The sequence below is a fragment of the Amycolatopsis sp. NPDC004625 genome (assembly GCF_040609695.1).
Lineage (GTDB): Bacteria > Actinomycetota > Actinomycetes > Mycobacteriales > Pseudonocardiaceae > Amycolatopsis.
The window spans coordinates 153,221-172,825 of record NZ_JBEXKX010000009.1; the positions used below are offsets into that span (position 1 = coordinate 153,221).

Annotated in this window: 3 protein-coding genes; all 3 read right to left on the reverse strand. The window is 74.9% G+C overall.

Translation table 11 applies throughout. The features are described from left to right. Positions 1–42 precede the first annotated feature (42 nt). The 3 genes from ABZW17_RS12940 to ABZW17_RS12950 all read right to left on the reverse strand — a co-directional run bounded on the left by ABZW17_RS12940 (position 43) and on the right by ABZW17_RS12950 (position 19,452). The gene (locus ABZW17_RS12940; protein WP_354812756.1) at positions 43–1,383 is read right to left on the reverse strand and encodes a serine hydrolase domain-containing protein; all 1,341 of its coding nucleotides are present in this window, start codon (positions 1,381–1,383) and stop codon (positions 43–45) included. Between the two features lie 86 nt (positions 1,384–1,469). Further along, on the reverse strand, positions 1,470–1,694 hold the full coding sequence (locus ABZW17_RS12945) for an MbtH family NRPS accessory protein (protein ID WP_091309248.1): 225 nt from the start codon (positions 1,692–1,694) through the stop codon (positions 1,470–1,472). A 31-nt stretch (positions 1,695–1,725) separates the two neighbouring features. Next, a complete protein-coding gene (locus ABZW17_RS12950) occupies positions 1,726–19,452 on the reverse strand; it encodes a non-ribosomal peptide synthase/polyketide synthase (protein ID WP_354812758.1) in 17,727 nt (5,908 codons plus the stop codon). Positions 19,453–19,605 lie beyond the last annotated feature (153 nt).

Here is a 19,605-nt window from a genome sequence, read left to right on the forward strand (position 1 = left end):
AGAACTCGCCTCGCCACTCACGACGAGGTGCGGCGGCAGGGGTCAGGAGGCGCGGCGGCGGCGCCGGGCGACGCGGCCGCCGGCCTGCATCGCGCTGACCGTTCCGGTGGCCGGGTCGGTCAGGAACCGGCCGCCGATGATCCGGCGGCCGGTGGCCGGCTCGCGGACCGAGAACGAGCCGTCGCGCAGCAACGCCAGCTCCGGGTACACCTCGCCGTCGACGACGAGGACCGCGCCGCCGTCCGCGCGCACGTCCACCTGGTACTCCAGGTCGCCGTTGGTGTAGTGCCCCGTCAGGTCGGCGGCCGGGCGCGCGGCCCGGTCGAGGCCGCTCGGCAGTTCGTAGTCCCCCACCGGCAGGCCCTCGGCGCGCAGCGCCGCGACCAGGTCCGTCCACAGGGCCGCACCCGTGTTCCCGGTGGTGGTCAGCGCGACGACCCGGCCGTGCCCGGCGTCGATCCGCAGGTGGCAGGACGTGCCGTCCGCGGTGCCGTCGTGGCCGGTCCAGTCCGCGTCCGCGCCGCGGTAGCCCGCGAGCCCGAGCCCCCAGCTGTCGGCCAGGCCGAACGGTTCCGCGCCCGGGACCGGGCGGCCCATGCGCTCGGCCAGGTCCGCCGGCAGCGGGCCGTCGCCGCCGCAGAACATGCTCCCGAACGCGGCCAGGTCCTCGGCGCTCAGCGCGAGCGCCCCGGCCGCGGCTTCGGCGGCCGTGAGGGTTTGCGCGACCGGCCGGGCGCGGCCGGTCGCCGCGTGCACAGCGTGCCCGCTGACGTGCGCGCCGGCCCGGCGCCGCGCTCCCGGCTCCACGACGAACGCGGCGTCGATGCCGAGCTCGTCGAGCAGCAGCGTCTCCACCGCCTCCCACCAGCTCATCCCGGTGATGGCCTCGACCACGTACCCGGTCAGCACGTACCCGACGTTGGAGTACGAAAAGCCCACGCCGGGCGGCTGGACGAGCCCGGCGTCGCGGCACGCCCGCAGGTAGCGGCGGGCCGACCCGCCGTCGGCGGCGGCGCCGAGCGCGGCCGGCAGCCCGCCGGTGTGGCTGAGCACCTGCGCCACGGTCGGTCTGCCGACCTGCGGGCCGAGGCCGTCCAGGTGCTCGCCGAGCGGGTCGTCCGGGTCGAGGTCGCCGTCGGCGACGAGCAGCATCGCCACGGCCGCGGTGAACGCCTTGGTGATGGAGCCGGCCGGGACCTTCGCGGCGGCGGTGATCTCACCGGCGGTGACGGAGTCCGTCCGGCCGCCGTCGGTGACGACCAGCTGGGCGGCCGGTACGCCGTGCTGGTGGACCAGGCCGGCGAGCAGCCGCTGCAACCGCCCGTCGGCCGCGGGTATGGGAACCCGCAGGGTGGACTGGGTGAGCGTGGTGGGAGTGGGCATGGGGTGGAGACCTTCCGCGTCGGGTCGAGGCCACGGCACCTGCCGCAGCCGGTCGTGAGTGAAAAGGCGAGTTCTAACCCGCCTTCTCACTCACGACGAGCCGCGGCGGGCTCGGCGTCGGCGGCCATCTGCCGCTGCAGGCTCAGCGGCCGCATGTCGGTCCAGACCTCGTCGACGTGGTCCATGCACTCCTGCCGGCCGCCGCGGAAGCCGTCGGCGCGCCAGCCCGCGGGTACCTCGTTCGCCACCGGCCACAGCGAGTACTGGCCCTCGTCGTTGACCAGTACCTGGAACTCGGCGTCGTCCTGCATCGGTTTCACCTTTCCTGTAAGGGGTTTTCGGTCAGTTCTCGTGGCCGGCGGCGAGCCGCTCGAGGTCGGCCAGCACCCGTTCTTCGACGAGCTCGGCCAGCGCCAGCACCGTGCCGGCGGTGAGCACGTCCTTCGGCGTGAGCTCGACGTCGAAGGCGGACTTCGTCATCGAGGTGATCCGCAGGCTGCGCAGCGAATCGCCGCCGAGGGCGTAGAAGTTGTCCTCGACGCCGACCCGGTCGAGGCCGAGTGCCTCGGCCCAGATCGCGGCGAGCACCTCTTCGGTCTCGGTTTCCGGGGCCGCGTACTCCGCGCTTTCGGCCGGCGCGGCCGGCGCCGGCAGCGCCCGCCGGTCGAGCTTTCCGTTGGCGGTCAACGGGAGCGCGTCGAGCCGGACGAACGCGGCGGGTACGAAGTGGGCGGGCAGGGTCGCGGCGACGTGCTCCCGCAGCCCGGTCTCGGCACCCGGATCGGCCACCACGTAGGCGATCAGCCGCTGGTCGGCGGCCACGACGGCGGCGTCGCGGATTCCCGGGTGCTTGCGCAGCACCGCCACGATCTCGCCGGGCTCGATCCGGAACCCGCGGATCTTGACCTGGTCGTCGGCGCGGCCGAGGAAGTCCAGGGTGCCGTCGGCCGTCCACCGCACCAGGTCGCCGGTGCGGTACATCCGCTCCCCCGGCGCCCCGAACGGGTCGGCGAGGAACCGGGTGGCGGTCAGCCCCGGCCGGTCGAGGTAGCCGCGGGCGAGCCCGGCCCCGGAGACGTACAGCTCCCCCGCGACGCCGATCGGCACCGGCCGCAGGGCGCTGTCGAGGACGCGGGCGCGGGTGTTGCGGATCGGGCGGCCGATCGGCGGCGTGACCCCGGGTTCGAGCGGGTCGCTCCAGGTGGCCACGACGGTGGTTTCGGTGGGCCCGTAGGCGTTGATCATCCGGCGGCCCGGCGCCCAGCGGGCCACCAGGTCGGCCGGGCACGCCTCGCCGCCGACCACCAGCGTGCGGAACGCGGGCAGCTCGACGTCCGGCACGCTCGCCATCGCCACCGGCGGGACCAGCGCGTGCGTGACGCGTTCGTCGCGCAGCACGGCGGCCAGGTGCTCGCCGAGCAGCGGCCCGGGCGGCGGCACGACCAGCGCGGCCCCCGCCGGCAGCGACATGCACAGCTCCAGCACCGAAGCGTCGAAACTCGGCGAAGAGAACTGCAGCACGCGGTCGCCCGGCCGGACGTCGAAGTGGGCGATCTCGGCGCTCGCGAAGCTCGCCAGGCCGGCGTGGGTGACGACGACGCCCTTGGGCGTGCCGGTCGAGCCCGAGGTGTAGATGACGTACGCGGGCGCGGTCAGGGCCACCGTGCGGCCGAGCGGACCGGCCGGGCCGCGGGCCTCCGAGCCGTCGAGGACGAGCACGTCGGCCACCGGCAGCGGCGTTCCCGGTTTCGTCACCACGACGACGGGTTTCGCGTCGGCGAGCATGAAGGCGATCCGCTCGGCCGGGTAGTCCGGGTCGACCGGCAGGTAGGCGGCGCCGGTCTTCAGCACGGCCAGCTGCGCCACGACGATCTCCACCGACCGCGGCAGGGCGAGCGCGACGATCCGCTCCGGCCCGGCCCCGCGGGCGGCCAGCAGCCGGGCCAGCCGGTCGGCGCGCGTGTCGAGCTCGGCGAAGGTGAGCTGTTCTTCGCGCGAGACGACGGCGACGGCGTCGGGGGTGCGGGCCGCCTGGGCCTCGATCAGCTCGGTGAGGGTGACCGGCGGGACCTCGTGCCGCGTGTCGTTGAACGCCACCAGGACCCGGTCGCGTTCGGCGGCGGTGAGGACGTCGATGGCCCGCAGCGGCCGGGCCGGGTCCCCGGCGATCTCGTCGAGGAGGTGTTCGAGCTGCCCGGCCAGCCGCTCGATCGTCGGCTCGTCGAACAGCGCCGGGTCGTAGCCCAGGCCGAGCGACAGACGCGGGCCGGGGGCGGCCACGACGCTGAGCGGGTAGTTGGTCGTCTCCATCGCCTGCAGGTCGCGCAGCCGCACGCCGTGTGAAGCGACGTCATCGGCGGTCACCGGGTAGTTCTCGAACACGACGAGGCTGTCGAACAGGTTCCGGCCGCCGCCGACCCCGCTCCACGCCTGCACCGCGGTCAGCGGGACGTGCTCGAACCGGCGCGATTCCGCCTGCGCGGCCTGCAGGTCGCGCAGCCAGCCGGCGACCGGGGCCGCCGGGTCGGCGGTGACCCGCACCGGCAGGGTGTTGATGAAGATGCCGGTGATGTCGTCGACGCCGGCCAGCCCGGCCGGGCGGCCGGAGACGGTGGCGCCGAAGCAGACGTCGGTCTCGCCGCTGTGCCGGGCCAGCAGCAGCGCCCAGGCGCCCTGCACGACGGCGTTGAGGGTGAGCCGCTCGCGGCGGGCGAACGCGGCCAGCCGGCCGGTCGCCGCCTCGCCGAGGTCGCGGCTGACCCACGTCGACGAGCTCGAATCGTGCGCCCCGGCCGGGATCCGGTCGTAGGGCAGCGGTGTCGGCTCGGTGACGTCGCCGAGTTCGCGGCGCCAGTACTCCTCGGCGCCCTCGGCGCTCTGGTGGCGCAGCCAGGTGACGTAGTCGGCGAACGGACGGCGGTGCGGCAGCGCGGGTGCGGAGCCGTCGCGCAGGGCCGCGTACGCGGTGCAGACGTCGGAAAGCACCTGGAAGACGCTCCAGCCGTCCAGCAGGACGTGGTGGAAGGTCCAGAGCAGCTGGACGGCCTCGCCCGGCAGGCGGGCGAGGGTGACCCGCAGCAGCGGCGCGGCCGTCAGGTCGAACGGCACGTCGCGGTCGCGGGCGAGCAGCTCGCGCAGGGCCTCTTCGCGGTCGCGGTGCCGCCAGTCGAGCTCGGTGACCGGCACCCGCGCCTCGCGGTGGACCACCAGCAGCGGCTCGGGGACGTCCTCCCACACGACGCTGCCGCGCAGCACCGGCGTCCGGTCGACCACGTGCTGCCAGGCTTCGGCCAGCAGCCGCGGCTCGGCGACGCCGTCCAGGACGGCGGTGACCTGTTCGAAGTAGACGCCCTGGGCCTCCTGGGACAGGCCGTGGAAGACCATGCCGGCCTGCATCGGGGTCAGCGGGTGGACGTCGGTGACCGCGCGGCCGTCGCCGGCGATCCGGTCGACCTGCCGCTGGTCCAGCCCGGCCAGCGGGAAGTCGCTCGGGGTGCGGCCGCCCGCGCCCGGCTCCGCGCAGTGCGCGACGGCTTCGCGCAGGGCGGCCACCAGGTCCGCGGCCAGCTTTTCGACCGTGGCGCCGGTGTGCGTGTCGCGGTAGTAGGACCAGGTCAGTTCCAGGGCATCCCGGTCCACCCGGCCGACGACGTCGAGCAGGTGCGCCCGGCCGGCGCCCTCGCCGACCGCCGAGTCCAGGCTGCCGGCCGCGCCGTCGAGCCGGCCCAGGTAGTTGAAGCTGATCTGCGGCGCGAGCGCGGGCGCGGTCCCGGTCAGGTACCGCAGGGCGCCGTAGCCGACGCCCCGGCGGGGCACCGCGCGCAGCTGTTCCTTCACCGACTTGAGCAGGGCACCCCAGTCGCCGCCGATCCGCAGCGCGACCGGGTACAGCGAGGTGAACCAGCCGACCGTGCGGGACAGGTCGACGTCGTCGAACAGGTCCTCGCGGCCGTGGCCCTCCAGGTCGACCAGCACGCCGTCGCGGCCGGTCCAGCGGGCCAGCACCCGGCCCAGCGCGGCCAGCAGCACGTCGTTGACCTGCGTCCGGTAGGCGCCGGGGACGTCCTGGAGCAGCGCCCGGGTCAGCTCGGGATCGAGCCGCGTGGTGACCGTGCCGGTGCCTTCCCCGGCCGCGTTCCCGTCGACCGGCAGGGTCGCGTCGACGGCGAGGGCTTCGCGCCAGTACGGCAGTTCGTCGTCGAACCCGCCTGCCCCGGCGTGCGCGGCGAGCCGGTTGGCCCAGTCTCGGAACGCCGTCGTCTTCGGCGGCAGCGGGCCGCCGCGGTAGGCGGTTTCCAGGTCCTCCAGCAGGATCCGCCACGAGACGCCGTCGACGACGAGGTGGTGGACCGTCAGCCGCAGGACCGCGGGCTCGAGGAGTTCGGCGGTGAGCAGCGGCCCGTGGGTCACGTCGATGGCCGCACCGAAGAGCTCGGCCGGTTCGACGGCGGCGTTCTCCTGGCCGCCGCCGGTGAACCGCATCCGCAGGGCGTCGTGGTGCCCGGTCAGGGTGACCAGCGCGGCGCGCAGGGCTTCGGCGTCGAACGGTTCACCCCGCTCGATCCGCACCGACTGCGTGAACCCGTCCGGGTCGCCGAAGTCACCGGCGAAGAACCAGTGCTGGATCGGCGTCAGCGCGGCGGGACCGGTGACCGGCCCCTGCTCGGCCACGGTGACCGCGGCCGAGCCGGCCGCGACGGCCAGCGCGGCGACGGTCTGGTGGGCGAACAGGTCCCGCGGGGTGAGCGCGAGGCCGTGGCGCCGGGCCCGGGACACGACCTGGATGGACAGGATCGAATCCCCGCCGAGCTCGAAGAAGTTGTCCTCGACCCCGACGCCGGGCACGCCGAGCACCTCGGCCCAGACCTCGGCGAGCACGCGTTCGGTCTCCGTGCGCGGCGGCACGTACCCGGCCATCGGCGCCGCGGCGGGTTCCGGGAGCGCCCTGCGGTCGACCTTCCCGTTGGCGCTCAACGGAAGCGCGTCGAGCGTCACGAAGGCCGACGGCACCATGTAGTCGGGCAGGTCCTGCTGCAGCCACGCGCGCAGGTCCGGCTTCCCGGTGGTGACGACGTAGGCGACCAGCCGCCGGTCGCGGGCGATGACGACGGCCTCGGTGACGTCCGGGTGGGCGGCCAGTGCGGTCTCGATCTCGCCCAGCTCGATCCGGAAGCCGCGGATCTTGACCTGGTCGTCGGCGCGGCCGACGAACTCCAGCACGCCGTCGCCGGTCCAGCGGACGACGTCACCGGTGCGGTACATCCGCTCCCCCGGCGCGCCGAACGGGTCGGCCACGAACCGTTCCGCGGTCAGGCCCGGCCGGCCGAGGTAGCCGCGGGACACGCCGGTCCCGGCGATGAACAGCTCGCCGGTCACGCCCGGCGGGACCGGCCGCAGCCCTTCGTCCAGGACGTAGGTGGCCATGTTGTCCAGGGGCTGCCCGATCGGCATCGCGTCCGGCACGGCGGCTTCGGGCGCCAGGAAGTACCGGCTGGCGAAGGTGGTCGTCTCGGTGGGGCCGTAGCCGTCGACGACGGTCAGCCCGGGGCAGGCGGCCCGCACCTGGCGGACGGCGGCGGCCGGGACGACGTCGCCGCCGGTCCACACCTCGCCGGCCCCGCGCAGGCACGCGGGATCCTCCTGCGCCAGCAGGCGGAACAGGCCGGCGGTCAGCCACAGCGCGGTGACGCCCTGCCGCGTGACGACGTCCCGCAGCACCTCGGCGTCGACGTCGCCGGGCGGGGCGACGACCACTCGGCCGCCGTTGAGCAGCGGCACCCACACTTCGTACGTCGAGGCGTCGAACGCCTGCGGCGAGTGCAGCAGCACGGTCCGGTGCGCTTCGCCCGCGAACGAGCGGTCCGAGGCCAGCCCGACGATGTCGCGGTGGGTCACCGCCACGCCCTTCGGCTGGCCCGTCGACCCGGACGTGTACATCACGTACGCCAGGTTTCCCGGCTGGACGGCGACATCCGGCCCGCCCTCCGGCCCGGTCTCGTCCACCCCGACCACCGGTCCATTGTGGACGTCCTGATAGGACTCCCCGGCGATGACCACGGAGACACCCGCCTCGGCCAGGACGAGGCGCATCCGGCTCGCCGGGGCCCGGAGGTCGACCGGAACGTAGGCGGCACCGGCCTTGAGCACGGCCAGTTCGGCTACGACGAGCTCCGGAGAGCGCTCCAGCAGCAGCCCGACGCGGTCCTCGACCCCGACGCCGAGTTCGAGCAACCGGGACGCGAGCCGAGCGGCGCGCGTGTCGAGTTCGGCGTAGGTCAGGCCGTCGACCGCCGGGGCGTCCGGCGTCCGGCGGACCTGCTCGGCGAACCGGCTCACCACCGTCGCCTCGGGCACCGGGCAGGCCGTGGCGTTGAACGTCCGCAGGACGAGCTCGCGGTCGGCGTCGGTCAGCAGGTCGAGCTCGCCGACCCGCCGGTCGGGGCCGGCCGCGATGCGTTCGAGGGCCAGCGCGAGGTGGGCGGCGAGCCGCTCGATCGTGGCCCGGTCGAACAGGTCCGGGTCGTGGTCGAACGACACCGACAGCTGCTCGCCCGGTGTGACGACCACGCTGAGCGGGTAGTTGGTCGGCTGCAGGTCGCCTTCCTCGTGCAGGCCGATCCCGTGCGCGGCCAGCGCGTCGGCGTCGAACGGGTAGTTCTCGAACACGAGGATGCTGTCGAACAGCGTGCTGCCGCCCGCCCAGCCCTGCAGCTGGGCCAAGGACACGAAGTCGAACTGGCGCGAGCGGGCCTGCGCCGCTTGGAGGTCCCGCAGCCACGCCGCCACGGTCTGTCCGTCGTGGACGGTGACCGGCGCGGGCAGGGTGTTGATGAACAGCCCGACCATCGATTCGACGCCCGGCAGGTCGGCGGGGCGCCCGGACACCGTGGTGCCGAAGACGACGTCGGCTTCCCCGCTGTGGCGGGACAGCACGAGCCCCCAGGCGCCCTGCACGATCGTGTTGAGCGTGAGACCGGCGCGCCGCGCCAGCTCGCGCAGCCCGCCGGCGGGCACCGACACGTGGACCGAGGCCGCGGACCGCGCGCGGTGCGCCTCCACCGGGCGGCGGTCGTACGGCAGCGGCGTCGGCGTCCGCAGCCCGGAAAGCTGCTCGCGCCAATGGATTTCGGCCGCGGTGGGGTCCTGGTCGCCGAGCCAGCGCAGGTACTCGCGGAACGGCGGGCGGTGCCCCGGCGCGGAGCTGCCCGCGTACCGGGCGCAGACCTCGCCGAACACCTGCGCGGCGCTCCAGCCGTCGAGGAGCACGTGGTGGAACGTCCACACGACCAGCACGTCCCCGCCGGGCAGCCGGGCGAACGCCAGCCGCATCAGCGGCGCGGCCGCCAGGTCGAAGCCCCGCTCGCGGTCGGCCGCCAAGAACCGCTCCTGCTCGCGTTCGCGCTCGTCGCCGGCCAGGTCCGTCCAGTCGAGGTGGACGACCGGGACCCCGGCGGTGCGGTCGACGACCTGCACCGGTTCGTCGAGGCCGTCCCAGACGACGCGGCTGCGCAGCACCGGCGTGTCCGCGACGACCCGCTGCCACGCGCGGGCGAGGCGGGCGGGGTCGTCGATGCCGGACAGCCGCAGCCGCACCTGGTTGAGGTAGGTCCCGGCGGCGCCGTCGACGAGGCTGTGGAAGACCATGCCCGACTGCATCGGGGTGAGCGGGTAGATGTCCTCGACCCCGCGGCCGTCACCGGCCAGCCGGTCCACTGTGGATTGATCGAGCCGGGCCAGCGGGAAGTCCGACGGCGTGCGGCCGCCGGCGTCCGGCCGGGCACAGTGCCCGACGATCCCGGCGAGCGCCTCGAGGAAGGCGTCGGCCAGCCGGCGCACGGTGGCCCCGGTGTGCACGCCCGTCGAGTAGTGCCAGGTCAGCTCCAGCTCGTCGCCGACGACCGCGCCGACGACGTCCAGCTGGTGCGGCCGGGTCTGCGCGGGGTGCGCCGCGCCGCCGAGGCCGCCGCCGTGGTCGAAGCGGCCCAGGTAGTTGAAGCTGATCCGCGGGTCGAGCCGCGGGGCGGTGCCGGTGAGGTAGCGCAGGACGCCGTAGCCGATCCCGCGGCGCGGAACCGCGCGGAGCTGCTCCTTCGTCGCCTTGAGCGCGTCACCCCAGTCGCCGCCGGCCGCGGTCAGCGCGACCGGGAAGATCGAGGTGAACCAGCCGACCGTGCGGGAGAGGTCGATGCCCGGGTACAGGTCCTCCCGGCCGTGGCCTTCGAGGTCGACCAGCACGCGGTCGCGGCCGGTCCAGTCCCGCAGGACCCGGCCGAGCGCGGCCAGCAGGACGTCGTTGACCTGCGTCCGGTACGCCCCCGGCACGTCGTGCAGCACCGCCCGGGTCGCGTCGGCGGGCAGCCGCACGACCACGGACTCCGCCGAGCCGTAGGTGTTCTCGCCGGTCCCGTCGACCGGCAGCGCGGGGTCGGCGTCGATCGCCGCCCAGTGGGCGAGTTCGTCGTCGAACCCGCCGTCGGCCGCGTGACCGGCGAGCGTGCGGGCCCAGTCGCCGAAGGACGTCGTCCGGGGCGGGAGTTCGCCGCCGGCCAGCAGGGTGTCCAGGTCCTCCAGCAGGATCCGCCACGACACGCCGTCGACGACCAGGTGGTGCGCGGCGAGGGTCAGCGTCGTGCCGGACAGCTCCGCCCGCAGCAACGGCCCGTTTTCGAGGTCGATGGTGGCGTCGAGGACGTCCTCGACGGCCTCGGCCGCGTAGTGCTGGCCGTCGGCGGTGAACCGCAGGCGCAGGGCGTCGTGGTGGCGCTGGAGGTCCCGCAGCGCGCGGCGCAGCACGGCCGGGTCGGGCGGCTCGGGCAGTTCCACCGAGACGGACTGGGCGAACTGCTCCGGGTGCACCGGCCGCGGGTCGAGGTACCAGTGCTGCACCGGCGTCAGCGGCACCTCGCCGGTCATCGGGTCGTCGTGCGCCACAACGGGCGCGGCCGGGGTGGCGGCCAGCGCGAGCGCGGCGACGGTCGGGTGGTCGAACACCTGGCCGGGCATCAGGTCGAGCCCGGCGCGGCGGGCGCGGGAGACGACCTGGATGGACAGGATCGAGTCGCCGCCGAGCTCGAAGAAGTTGTCGTCGGCACCGACCCGCGGCAGCCGCAGGACCTCGGCCCAGATGCCGGCCAGCAGCCGCTCGGCGTCCGTGGCGGGCTCGCGGTACCCGGGCGAGGACACGAAGTCCGGCGCGGGCAGCGCCCGGCGGTCGACCTTCCCGTTTTCGTTGAGCGGCAGGGTGCCGAGCGGGACGAACACGGCCGGCACGAGGTAGTCCGGCAGCGACCGGAGCAGGAACTCGCGCAGGTCCGGCGTCCCGTCCGCGACGACGTAGGCGACGAGCCGTTTGGTCCCGGCGGTTTCCGCCGCGACGACGACGGCCTCGGCGACGTCCGGGTGCGCGGTCAGGGCGGTCTCGATCTCGCCGAGTTCGACGCGGAAACCGCGGATCTTCACCTGGTCGTCGGCACGCCCGACGAACTCCAGCACGCCGTGTTTACCGGGGCTTCGCCCCGAGCCGGGGGCTTCGCCACCCGGACCCCCTGAAAGCGGGCGGCGGGTCCAGCGGACATGGTCGCCGGTGCGGTACATCCGCTCCCCCGGCGCGCCGAACGGGTTCGCCAGGAACCGCTCGGCGGTCAGCCCCGGCTGCCCGAGGTAGCCGCGGGCCAGCCCGGTGCCGGCCAGGTACAGCTCGCCGACCGCCCCCGGCGGCACCGGCCGCAGCCCGTGGTCGAGGACGTGGGCCGCCATGTCGTCCAGGGGCCGCCCGATCGGCACCACGTCCGGCACGACGTCTTCGGGCGCCAGCACGAACCGGCTGGCGAAGGTGGTCGTCTCGGTCGGGCCGTAGCCGTCGGCGACGGTCAGGCCCGGGCAGGCGGCCCGCACCTGGCGGATCGCCTCGCCGGGGACGACGTCGCCGCCGGTCCACACCTCGGCCACCCCGGCCAGGCAGGCCGGGTCCTCCTGGGCCAGCAGGCGGAACAGCCCGGCGGTCAGCCACAACGCGGTGACGCCGTGCGCGCCGATCAGCCGGCGCAGCACGTCCGCGTCGAGGTCCCCCGGCGGCGCGACGACCACGCGGCCGCCGGTGAGCAGCGGCACCCACACCTCGTACGTCGAGGCGTCGAACGCCAGCGGGGAGTGCATGAGCACGGTCCGGTGCGCCGGGCCCGCGAAGCTGCGGTCACGCGCCAGGCCGGTGATGTCCCGGTGGCTGACGGCCACGCCCTTGGGCGTTCCGGTCGAACCCGACGTGTACATGACGTACGCCAGGTTCGCGGGCCGCACCAGCACGTCGGGGGCCTCGGCCGGGCCGTCGCCGAGGTCGCCGAACGACACGGTGTGTCCATTGTGGACGCTCTCGGCGAGCGTACGGCCGGCGTCGTCGGTCACCAGCACGCGCACGCCCTCGAGCAGCGCCGTCAGCCGCTCGCGGGGCGCGCGGGCGTCCAGCGGCAGGTACGCGCCACCGGCCTTGAGCACCGCCAGTTCGGCCACGACGACGTCGGCCGAGCGGCCGAGCAGCAGCGCGACCAGGTCGTCCCGCCGCGCCCCGAGGTCGAGCAGCCGGCGGGCCAGCCGGTTCGCCCGCGCGTCCAGTTCCGCGTAGGTCAGGGTTTCCTCGCCGGTCACGGCGATCGCGTCGGGCGTGCGCCGGACCTGCGCCGCGAACAGCTCGGGCACGGTCGCGGCCGGATGGTCCTGCGCGGTGTCGTTCCACCGCGCCAGGTCGTGCTGCTCGGCCTCGGTGAGCATGCGCAGCCGGGAGACCGGCTCGTCCGGCCGCGTCGCGAGCTCGGCCAGCAGGGTTTCCAGGTGCCCGGCGAACCCGGCGACCGTCTCGGCGTCGAAGAGCTCGGGGTCGTAGCCGAACAGGAGCTCCAGGCGGTCCTCGCCGGGGTAGGCGACGACGCTGAGCGGGTAGTTGGTCGTCTCCACGCCCCGCAGGTCGCGCAGGCCGAGTTCCGCGGTCACCGGGTAGTTCTCGAAGACCAGCAGCGTGTCGAACTCGCCTCCCCAGCTCTGCAGCCGCGCCAGGGACAGGTGGTCGAACCGGCGGGCCTCGGCCTGCGCGGTCTGGAGGTCCCGCAGCCAGTCGGCGACGCGGGCCTGCTCGCCGACGTCGGCGACGACCGGCAGGGTGGTGATGAACATGCCGGTGATCTCGTCGGCGCCGGGCAGTTCGGCGGGCCGTCCGGACACCGTGGTGCCGAAGCAGACCTCCGGCCGGCCGCCGTGGCGGGCCAGCAGCACCGCCCAGGCGCCCTGGACGAGCGTGTTGAGGGTCAGCCCGTGCCGTTGCGCGGCGCTGCGCAGCGGGCCCGCGGGCAGCTCGACCCGCAGCGACGCCGTCGACTCGACCGCGTGGCCGTCGGGGGTGCGGTCGGTGCGCAGCCGGACCGCCTCGGGCCGGCCGGTGAGCTGCCCGCGCCAGAACCGTTCCGCCGCCGCCTGGTCCTGCCCGGCCAGCCACCGGAGGTGGTCGGCGAACGGGCGGCGGGCCGGCAGCGGGCGCCCGGCGTGCGCGGCCGAGACGTCCGAGAGCACCTGGAACAGGCTCCAGCCGTCGAGCAGCAGGTGGTGGAACGTCCAGACCACGCGGACCTCGGTCGCCGAGACCTTGGCCAGCAGCAGCCGCATCAGCGGGACGGACCCGAGGTCGAGCCCGGCGGCGCGGTCGGCGGCCAGCACGGCTTCCGGGTCTTCCGGCGCGGTGGTCCAGTCGCGGTACTCGATCGGCAGGGCGACCTGCCGGTGCACCACCTGCACCGGCTGGTCGACGCCGTCCCAGACCACCTGGCTGCGCAGGACCGGCGTCCGGTCCGCCACCCGCTGCCAGGCGCGGCCCAGCGCCGCCGGGTCGGGGACGTCGCTCATCACGAACGTCACCTGCTGGAGGTAGGCGTGCCGGCCGCCGCCGGTGAGGCGGTGGAACAGCATGCCGGCCTGGGCCGGGGTGAGCGGATAGATGTCCTCGACGTCGCGGCCGTCGCCGGCCAGCCGGTCCACTCCTGCCTGGTCGAGGCCGGCCAGCGGGAAGTCCGACGGCGTGCGCCCGCCCGCGCCCGGTTCCGTGCAGTGCGCGACGATCCCGGCCAGGCCCCGGACGAGGTCGTCGGCGACCGTGCGGATGGTGGCCTCGTCGTGGAGCCGGTCCGAGTAGAACCAGGTGATCTCCAGGCGGCCTTCGCTGACCCGGGCGACGACGTCGACGGCGTGCGCGCGCTCGTCCGCCGGGTTCTGGGACAGCTCGAGGTCCCGCTCGAGGCCCCGGTACAGCTCACCCTCGGCCTCGAAGCGGCCGAGGTAGTTGAAGCTGAGCCGGGGCCTCACCGCGGGAGCGGACCCGGAGAGGTGGCGCAGCACGCCGTAGGACAGGCCGCGGGCCGGGATCGCGCGCAGCTGTTCCTTGACGGACTTGAGCAGGGTGGCGACGCCGGCGTCGGGGACGTCGAGCGCCACCGGGAACATCGACGTGAACCAGCCGACCGTGCGGGACAGGTCGACGTCGTCGAACAGGTCCTCGCGGCCGTGGCCTTCGAGGTCGATCAGGACGCGGTCGCCGCCGGTCCAGCGGCGCAGGGCCCCGCCGAGCGCGGTCAGGAGGACGTCGTTGACCTGCGTCCGGTAGGCGCCCGGGACGTCCTGCAGCAGCGCCCGGGTCAGCTCGGCGTCCAGGCGCGTGGTGACCGTGCGGGTGCTCGCCACCGGGCCGGTGCCGTCGGTGTCCTGGGGGATCTGGGCGCCCTCGACCGCCTGCCAGTACGGGAGGTCGCCGTCGAAGCCGTGCCCGGCGAGCCGGTTCGCCCACTCCTGGAAGGACGTCGTCCGGGCGCCGGGTTCGCGTCCGTGGTAGACGTGGTCGACGTCCTCCAGGAGGATCCGCCACGAGACGCCGTCCACCACCAGGTGGTGCACGGCCAGGCGCAGGGTCGTGCCGGTGAGCTCCGCGCTGACCAGCGGACCGTGCTCGATGTCGATTTCCGCGCCGAAGACGTCGACCTCGCCGGGTTCGGCGTGGTGCTGCGTCCAGCCGCCGGCCGTCCTGCGGAAGCGCAGCCGCAGGGCGTCGTGGTGGGCGGCGACGGTGTTCACCGCCGCCCGCAGCCGGTCCTCGTCGACGTCTTCGGCGAGCCGGACGCTCAGCTGCTGGACGAAGTGGTCCGGGTCGGCCGGGTCGGTGTCGAGGAACCAGTGCTGGATCGGGGTGACGAGCACCTCGCCGGTCGCCGCGGGCCGCTCGGCCACCGGCGCGGCCACCCCGGCCGCGGCGGCGAGCGCGGCGATCGTCTGGTGCCGGAAGACGTCCTTGGTGGTGATCCGCAGGCCGGCCTTGGCCGCCTCGGACACCAGGCGGATGCTCAGGATCGAGTCGCCGCCGAGTTCGAAGAAGTTGTCCTCGACGCCGACCTCGGGCAGGCCGAGGGCGTCGGCCCAGATGGCCGCGAGGAGCCGTTCGGTTTCGGTGCGCGGCGCGACGCGGGTGGCGCCGCCGGTGAAGTCGGGGGCGGGCAGGGCGCGGCGGTCGAGCTTGCCGCTCGGGTTGAGCGGCAGCTTTCCGAGGGGCACGAACGCCGACGGCACCAGGTGCGCGGGCAGCGAGGCGCCGAGGAACTCCCGCAGGTCCGCGGGCGCTTCGGGGACGACGTAGGCGACCAGGCGCTGGTGCCCGGCGTCGGTGCGCGCGACCACCACCGCCTCGGTGACGCCGGGGTGCTGCCGCAGCGCGGTCTCCACCTCGCCGGGCTCGATCCGGAAGCCGCGGATCTTCACCTGGTCGTCGGCGCGGCCCAGGTACTCCAGCTCGCCGCGGGCGGTCCAGCGCACGACGTCGCCGGTGCGGTACATCCGCATCCCCGGCTCGCCGAAGGGGTCGGCGACGAACCGGCCGGCGGTCAGGCCGGGCCGGCCGAGGTAGCCGCGGGCCACGCCGGCGCCGCCGAGGTGCAGTTCGCCGGGCACGCCGACGGGGACCGGCCGCATGCCGGGGTCGAGGACCTGCGCGCGGATGCCGGCGATCGGGCGGCCGATCGGCGGGGTGCGGTCGGTGTCGTGGTACCACGCGGTGGCGTACACAGTGGACTCGGTCGGCCCGTAGATGTTCGCGATCCGGCTGCCGGGCAACGCTTTCCGGATGTCGTGCAGCGCGTGCAGCGTCAGCGCCTCACCGGCCAGGACCACAGTGGACGGCCGGACCGACACCGCACCCTGGGCCAGCAGCTGCGCGAACGCCGAGGGCACGCCGCTGACCAGGCCGACCGGCCGGCCGGTGTCCTCGCCCTCGCCGAGCGCGAGCACGTCCCGGACGACTTCGACGGTGGCGCCGGTCATCAGCGGCGCGAAGACCTCGAACACCGAGACGTCGAAGTTCAGCGACGTCGAGGCGACCACTGTGGATCCCGGCCGGAAGACGTCCGCGAAGTCGGTTCCCGCCCAGGCCATCAGGTTCGCGGCGCTGCGGTGGGCGACCACGACGCCCTTGGGGCGGCCGGTCGAGCCGGAGGTGTGGATCACGTAGGCCGGGTGGTCGGGGTTGGTGGCGCGGCCGAGCGGCTCGCCGGAGAAGCCGTCCAGGAGGCCGGGGTCGTCGAACGCCAAGGTGGGCACGGCGCCGGGGCCGCGGCCGTCCGGTGTGAGCAGCAGGGCCGGGGCGGCGTCTTCGAGGATCAGTTCCTTGCGGTCGGCCGGGTAGGCCGGGTCGACCGGGAGGTAGGCGGCGCCGGACTTCAGGACGCCGAGCAGCGCCACCAGGATCCGTTCGGTGCGCGGCAGGGAGACGGCGACGAACCGTTCGGGGGCGGCGCCCCGGCCGGCCAGGACCCGGGCCAGCCGGTTGGCCTGCTCGTCGAGTTCGGCGTAGGTGAGCGAGCGGTCCTCGCAGACGACCGCGACCGCGTCCGGCGTGCGGGCCGCCTGGGCCTCGAACAGTTGCGGCAGCGTGGCTTCCGGCGCGTCGAGCACCGGCCCGCGCGAGAGCTCGCGGAGGTGGGCCAGCTCGGCGTCGTCCATGATCGGCAGCCCGGCCACCGGCCGGTGCGGCTCGGCGACCACGGCCGCGGCCAGCGCCCGCAGGTGCCCGGCGAGCCGGTCGATGGTCGTGGCGTCGAACAGCGCGGTGTCGTACTCGATCGCGAAGCTGCGGCCCTGCGGCCGGAACTCCAGCACCAGGTCGAACCGGGCCCGGGGGCGGGGCAGATCGTGCTCGCCCAGGTGGAGGGCGCCCGCCTCCCGGGGCCGGACGAGGTCCTGCTGCAGCACCAGCAGCACCTGCACCAGCGGGGTCCGGCTCGGGTCACGGGCCGGCCGCAGGTCGTCGACGACCTGGTCGAAGGGCACTTCCCCGGCGGCGAAGGCCGCCAGTGTCGTTTCCTTGACGCGGTCGAGAAAACTGTCGAACGGTTCTCCCCGGTCGATCGCGGACCGCAGGACGAGGGTGTTGACGAAGAACCCGGCGAGCCGTTCGAGCTGGTCGTGGTCGCGGCCGGACACCGCAGTGCCGACGGCGACGTCGTCCTGCCCGGTGTAGCGGGCCAGCAGCACTTGGACGAGCGCGGTCAGCGTGGTGAACAGCGTCGCGCCGGTGTCGTGGGCCAGCTCGGCGAGGCCGGGAGGCAGCTCGTACCGCCGGATCGCGCCCTCGGTGGCGCGGACGGGCGGGCGCGGCCGGTCGGTGGGCAGGTCCAGGGGCTCGAGCCCGGCGAGCTGCGTCCGCCAGTAGGCCAGCTGCCGGTCGCGCAGCGGGCCGGCCAGCCGCTCGTGGTGCCAGCGGGAGAAGTCGCGGTAGCCGATCTCCAGGGGGTCGAGCTTCTCCCCCGCGTACAGCGCGGCGAGCTCGTCGACGAGCAGGCCGACCGACCAGCCGTCGGTGATGATGTGGTGCTGGCTCAGCAGGAGCACGTGGTCCCGCGCGCCCCGACGGAGCAGCAGGGCCCGCGTGAGCGGCCCGGTGACCAGGTCGAACGGGCGGTCCAGTTCGGCGGCGAGCTGCGCGTCCAGGTCGGCTTCGGCGGCGGCCTCGCGCAGCGGGATCGTCCCCTCGTCGGCGATGACCTGGACGCCTTCGCCGTCGACGGTCCGGAACGTCGTCCGCAGCGACTCGTGCCGCGCGGCCAAAGCGTCGAGGGCGGCGCGCAGGGCGTCGAGGTCCAGCGGGCCGGAGAGGGTGAGGCCGACGCCGGCGTTGTATTCGGTGCTGCCGGGGCTCTGCCGGTCGAGCACCCAGAGGCGGCGCTGGACCGGCGACAGCGGCACCACGGCGTCGTGCTCCGCGGGCTCGATCCGGCCGGCGGCCGGGACGTCGCCGTCGGGCAGCAGCTCGGCGAGTTTCGCGATGGTGCGGGCGTCGAACACCACCCGCGGGGACAGGTCGGCGCCGAAGCGGGCGCGGATCCGGGCGAGCGCGCGGGCGCCGAGGATCGAGTCGCCGCCGAGCTCGAAGAAGTCCGCGTCGACGCCGATGTCCGGCACGCCCAGCACGTCGGCCCAGATTTCGGCCAGCGCCGCCTCGGCCGGGGTCCGGGGCGCGGTGTGCGCGGCGCGGACCTGGGCCTGCCAGTCGGGTTCGGGCAGCGCGTCGCGGTCGAGTTTGCCGTGGTGGGTCAGCGGCATCGCGGCCAGCACGACGAAGGCGGCCGGGACCATGTACGGCGGCAGCCGGTCGGCGGTGGCGGCGCGCAGCTCCGCCGGATCGGCGTCCCCGACGACGTAGGCGACCAGGCGCTTCACGCCGGGCTGGTCCTCGCGGGCGACGACGACCGCTTCCCGGACGTCCGCGCGGCCCAGCAGCAGCGCTTCGATCTCGCCGGGCTCGATCCGGAAGCCGCGGATCTTCACCTGGTGGTCCGCGCGGCCGACGAACTCCAGCTCGCCGGCCTCGGTGTGGCGGACGACGTCGCCGGTCCGGTACATCCGCGCACCGGGACCGCCGAACGGGTCGGCCACGAACCGGCTCGCGGTCAGCCCGGGCCGGTCGAGGTAGCCCCGGGCCAGTTTCGGGCCGGCGAGGTAGAGCTCGCCGGTGGCGGCCGGGCGCAGGGATTCGTCGAGGACGTAGGTGGTGGCGTCCGGCAGCGGGCGGCCGATCGGGGGCGGGCCGCCGGGCACGAGCGGGTCGCTCCAGGTCGCCACGACGGTGAACTCGGTGGGGCCGTAGGAGTTGATCATCCGGCGGCCGGGCGCCCAGGTCCGGACCAGTTCGGGCGGGCAGGCGTCGCCGCCGACGATCACCGTCCGGAAGTCCGGCAGCGCGGCGGCGTGCTCGGCGGTCAGCGTCGCCAGCGCGACCGGCGGGATCAGGGCGTGGGTGACGCCTTCGTCGCGCAGCACGGCGGCGAGGTGGTCGCCGAGCAGCGGGCCGGGCGGCGGCACGACCAGGGCCGCGCCCGTCGGGAGCGCCATGCACAGTTCGAGGATCGAGGCGTCGAAGCTCGGTGAGGAGAATTCGAGGACCCGGTCGCCGGGCCGCACGTCGTAGCGCTCCCGCATCGCGGCGGCGAACCCGGCCAGGCCGCGGTGGGTGACGAGGACGCCCTTGGGCACGCCGGTCGAGCCCGACGTGTAGATGAGGTACGCCGGGTGGTCGACGTGCCGGGGGCGCGTCCGGTCGGCGTCGGTGAGGTCGCTGTCCGCCAGCCCGTCGAGCAGGCCGGGTTCGGCCAGGTCCAGGGCCGGGCCGGCGGTTTCGGACGAGCGCGTCACCACCAGCACCGGCCGTGCGTCGGCCAGCACGAAGGCGATCCGCTCGGCGGGCTGGTCGGGGTCGACGGGCAGGAAGGCCACCCCGGCCTTGGCCGCCGCCAGCTGCGCCACGACGAGGTCGGCCGAGCGCGGCAGGACGAGCGCGACGACGCCTTCCGGGCCGCCGCCGCGGGCGACCAGCAGCCGGGCCAGCCGGTTCGCCCGCGCGTTGACCGCCGCGTAGCTCATGGTGCCGCCGGCACCGGCCAGCGCGGGCGCCCCGGGAGTGCGGGCGACCTGCGCCTCGAACAGCTCGGCGAGGGTGCGCACGGGCACCGGTCTGTCGTCGTCGGCAGCCGGAACCGAGACGTCGTATCGCGGCATTTTGCGGAAACCTTTCGAGCACGGGGTGACGTCAGCGCAGGGGGCCGTCCAGGCGCTGGGGAGGGCACACGCAGATCGGGCCTGCGACCAGGTGATTCACGAAATGCGCTGGTGCATCGGGCGCGTTCCGGCTACGACCCCCCGGGGTCGGCG

Excerpts from the sequence above, each read along its gene's own strand:
- ABZW17_RS12940 (WP_354812756.1), bottom strand. The coding sequence starts at position 1,383 with ATGCCCACTCCCACCACGCTCACCCAGTCCACCCTGCGGGTTCCCATA.
- ABZW17_RS12950 (WP_354812758.1), bottom strand. The coding sequence starts at position 19,452 with ATGCCGCGATACGACGTCTCGGTTCCGGCTGCCGACGACGACAGACCG.
- ABZW17_RS12945 (WP_091309248.1), bottom strand. The coding sequence starts at position 1,694 with ATGCAGGACGACGCCGAGTTCCAGGTACTGGTCAACGACGAGGGCCAG.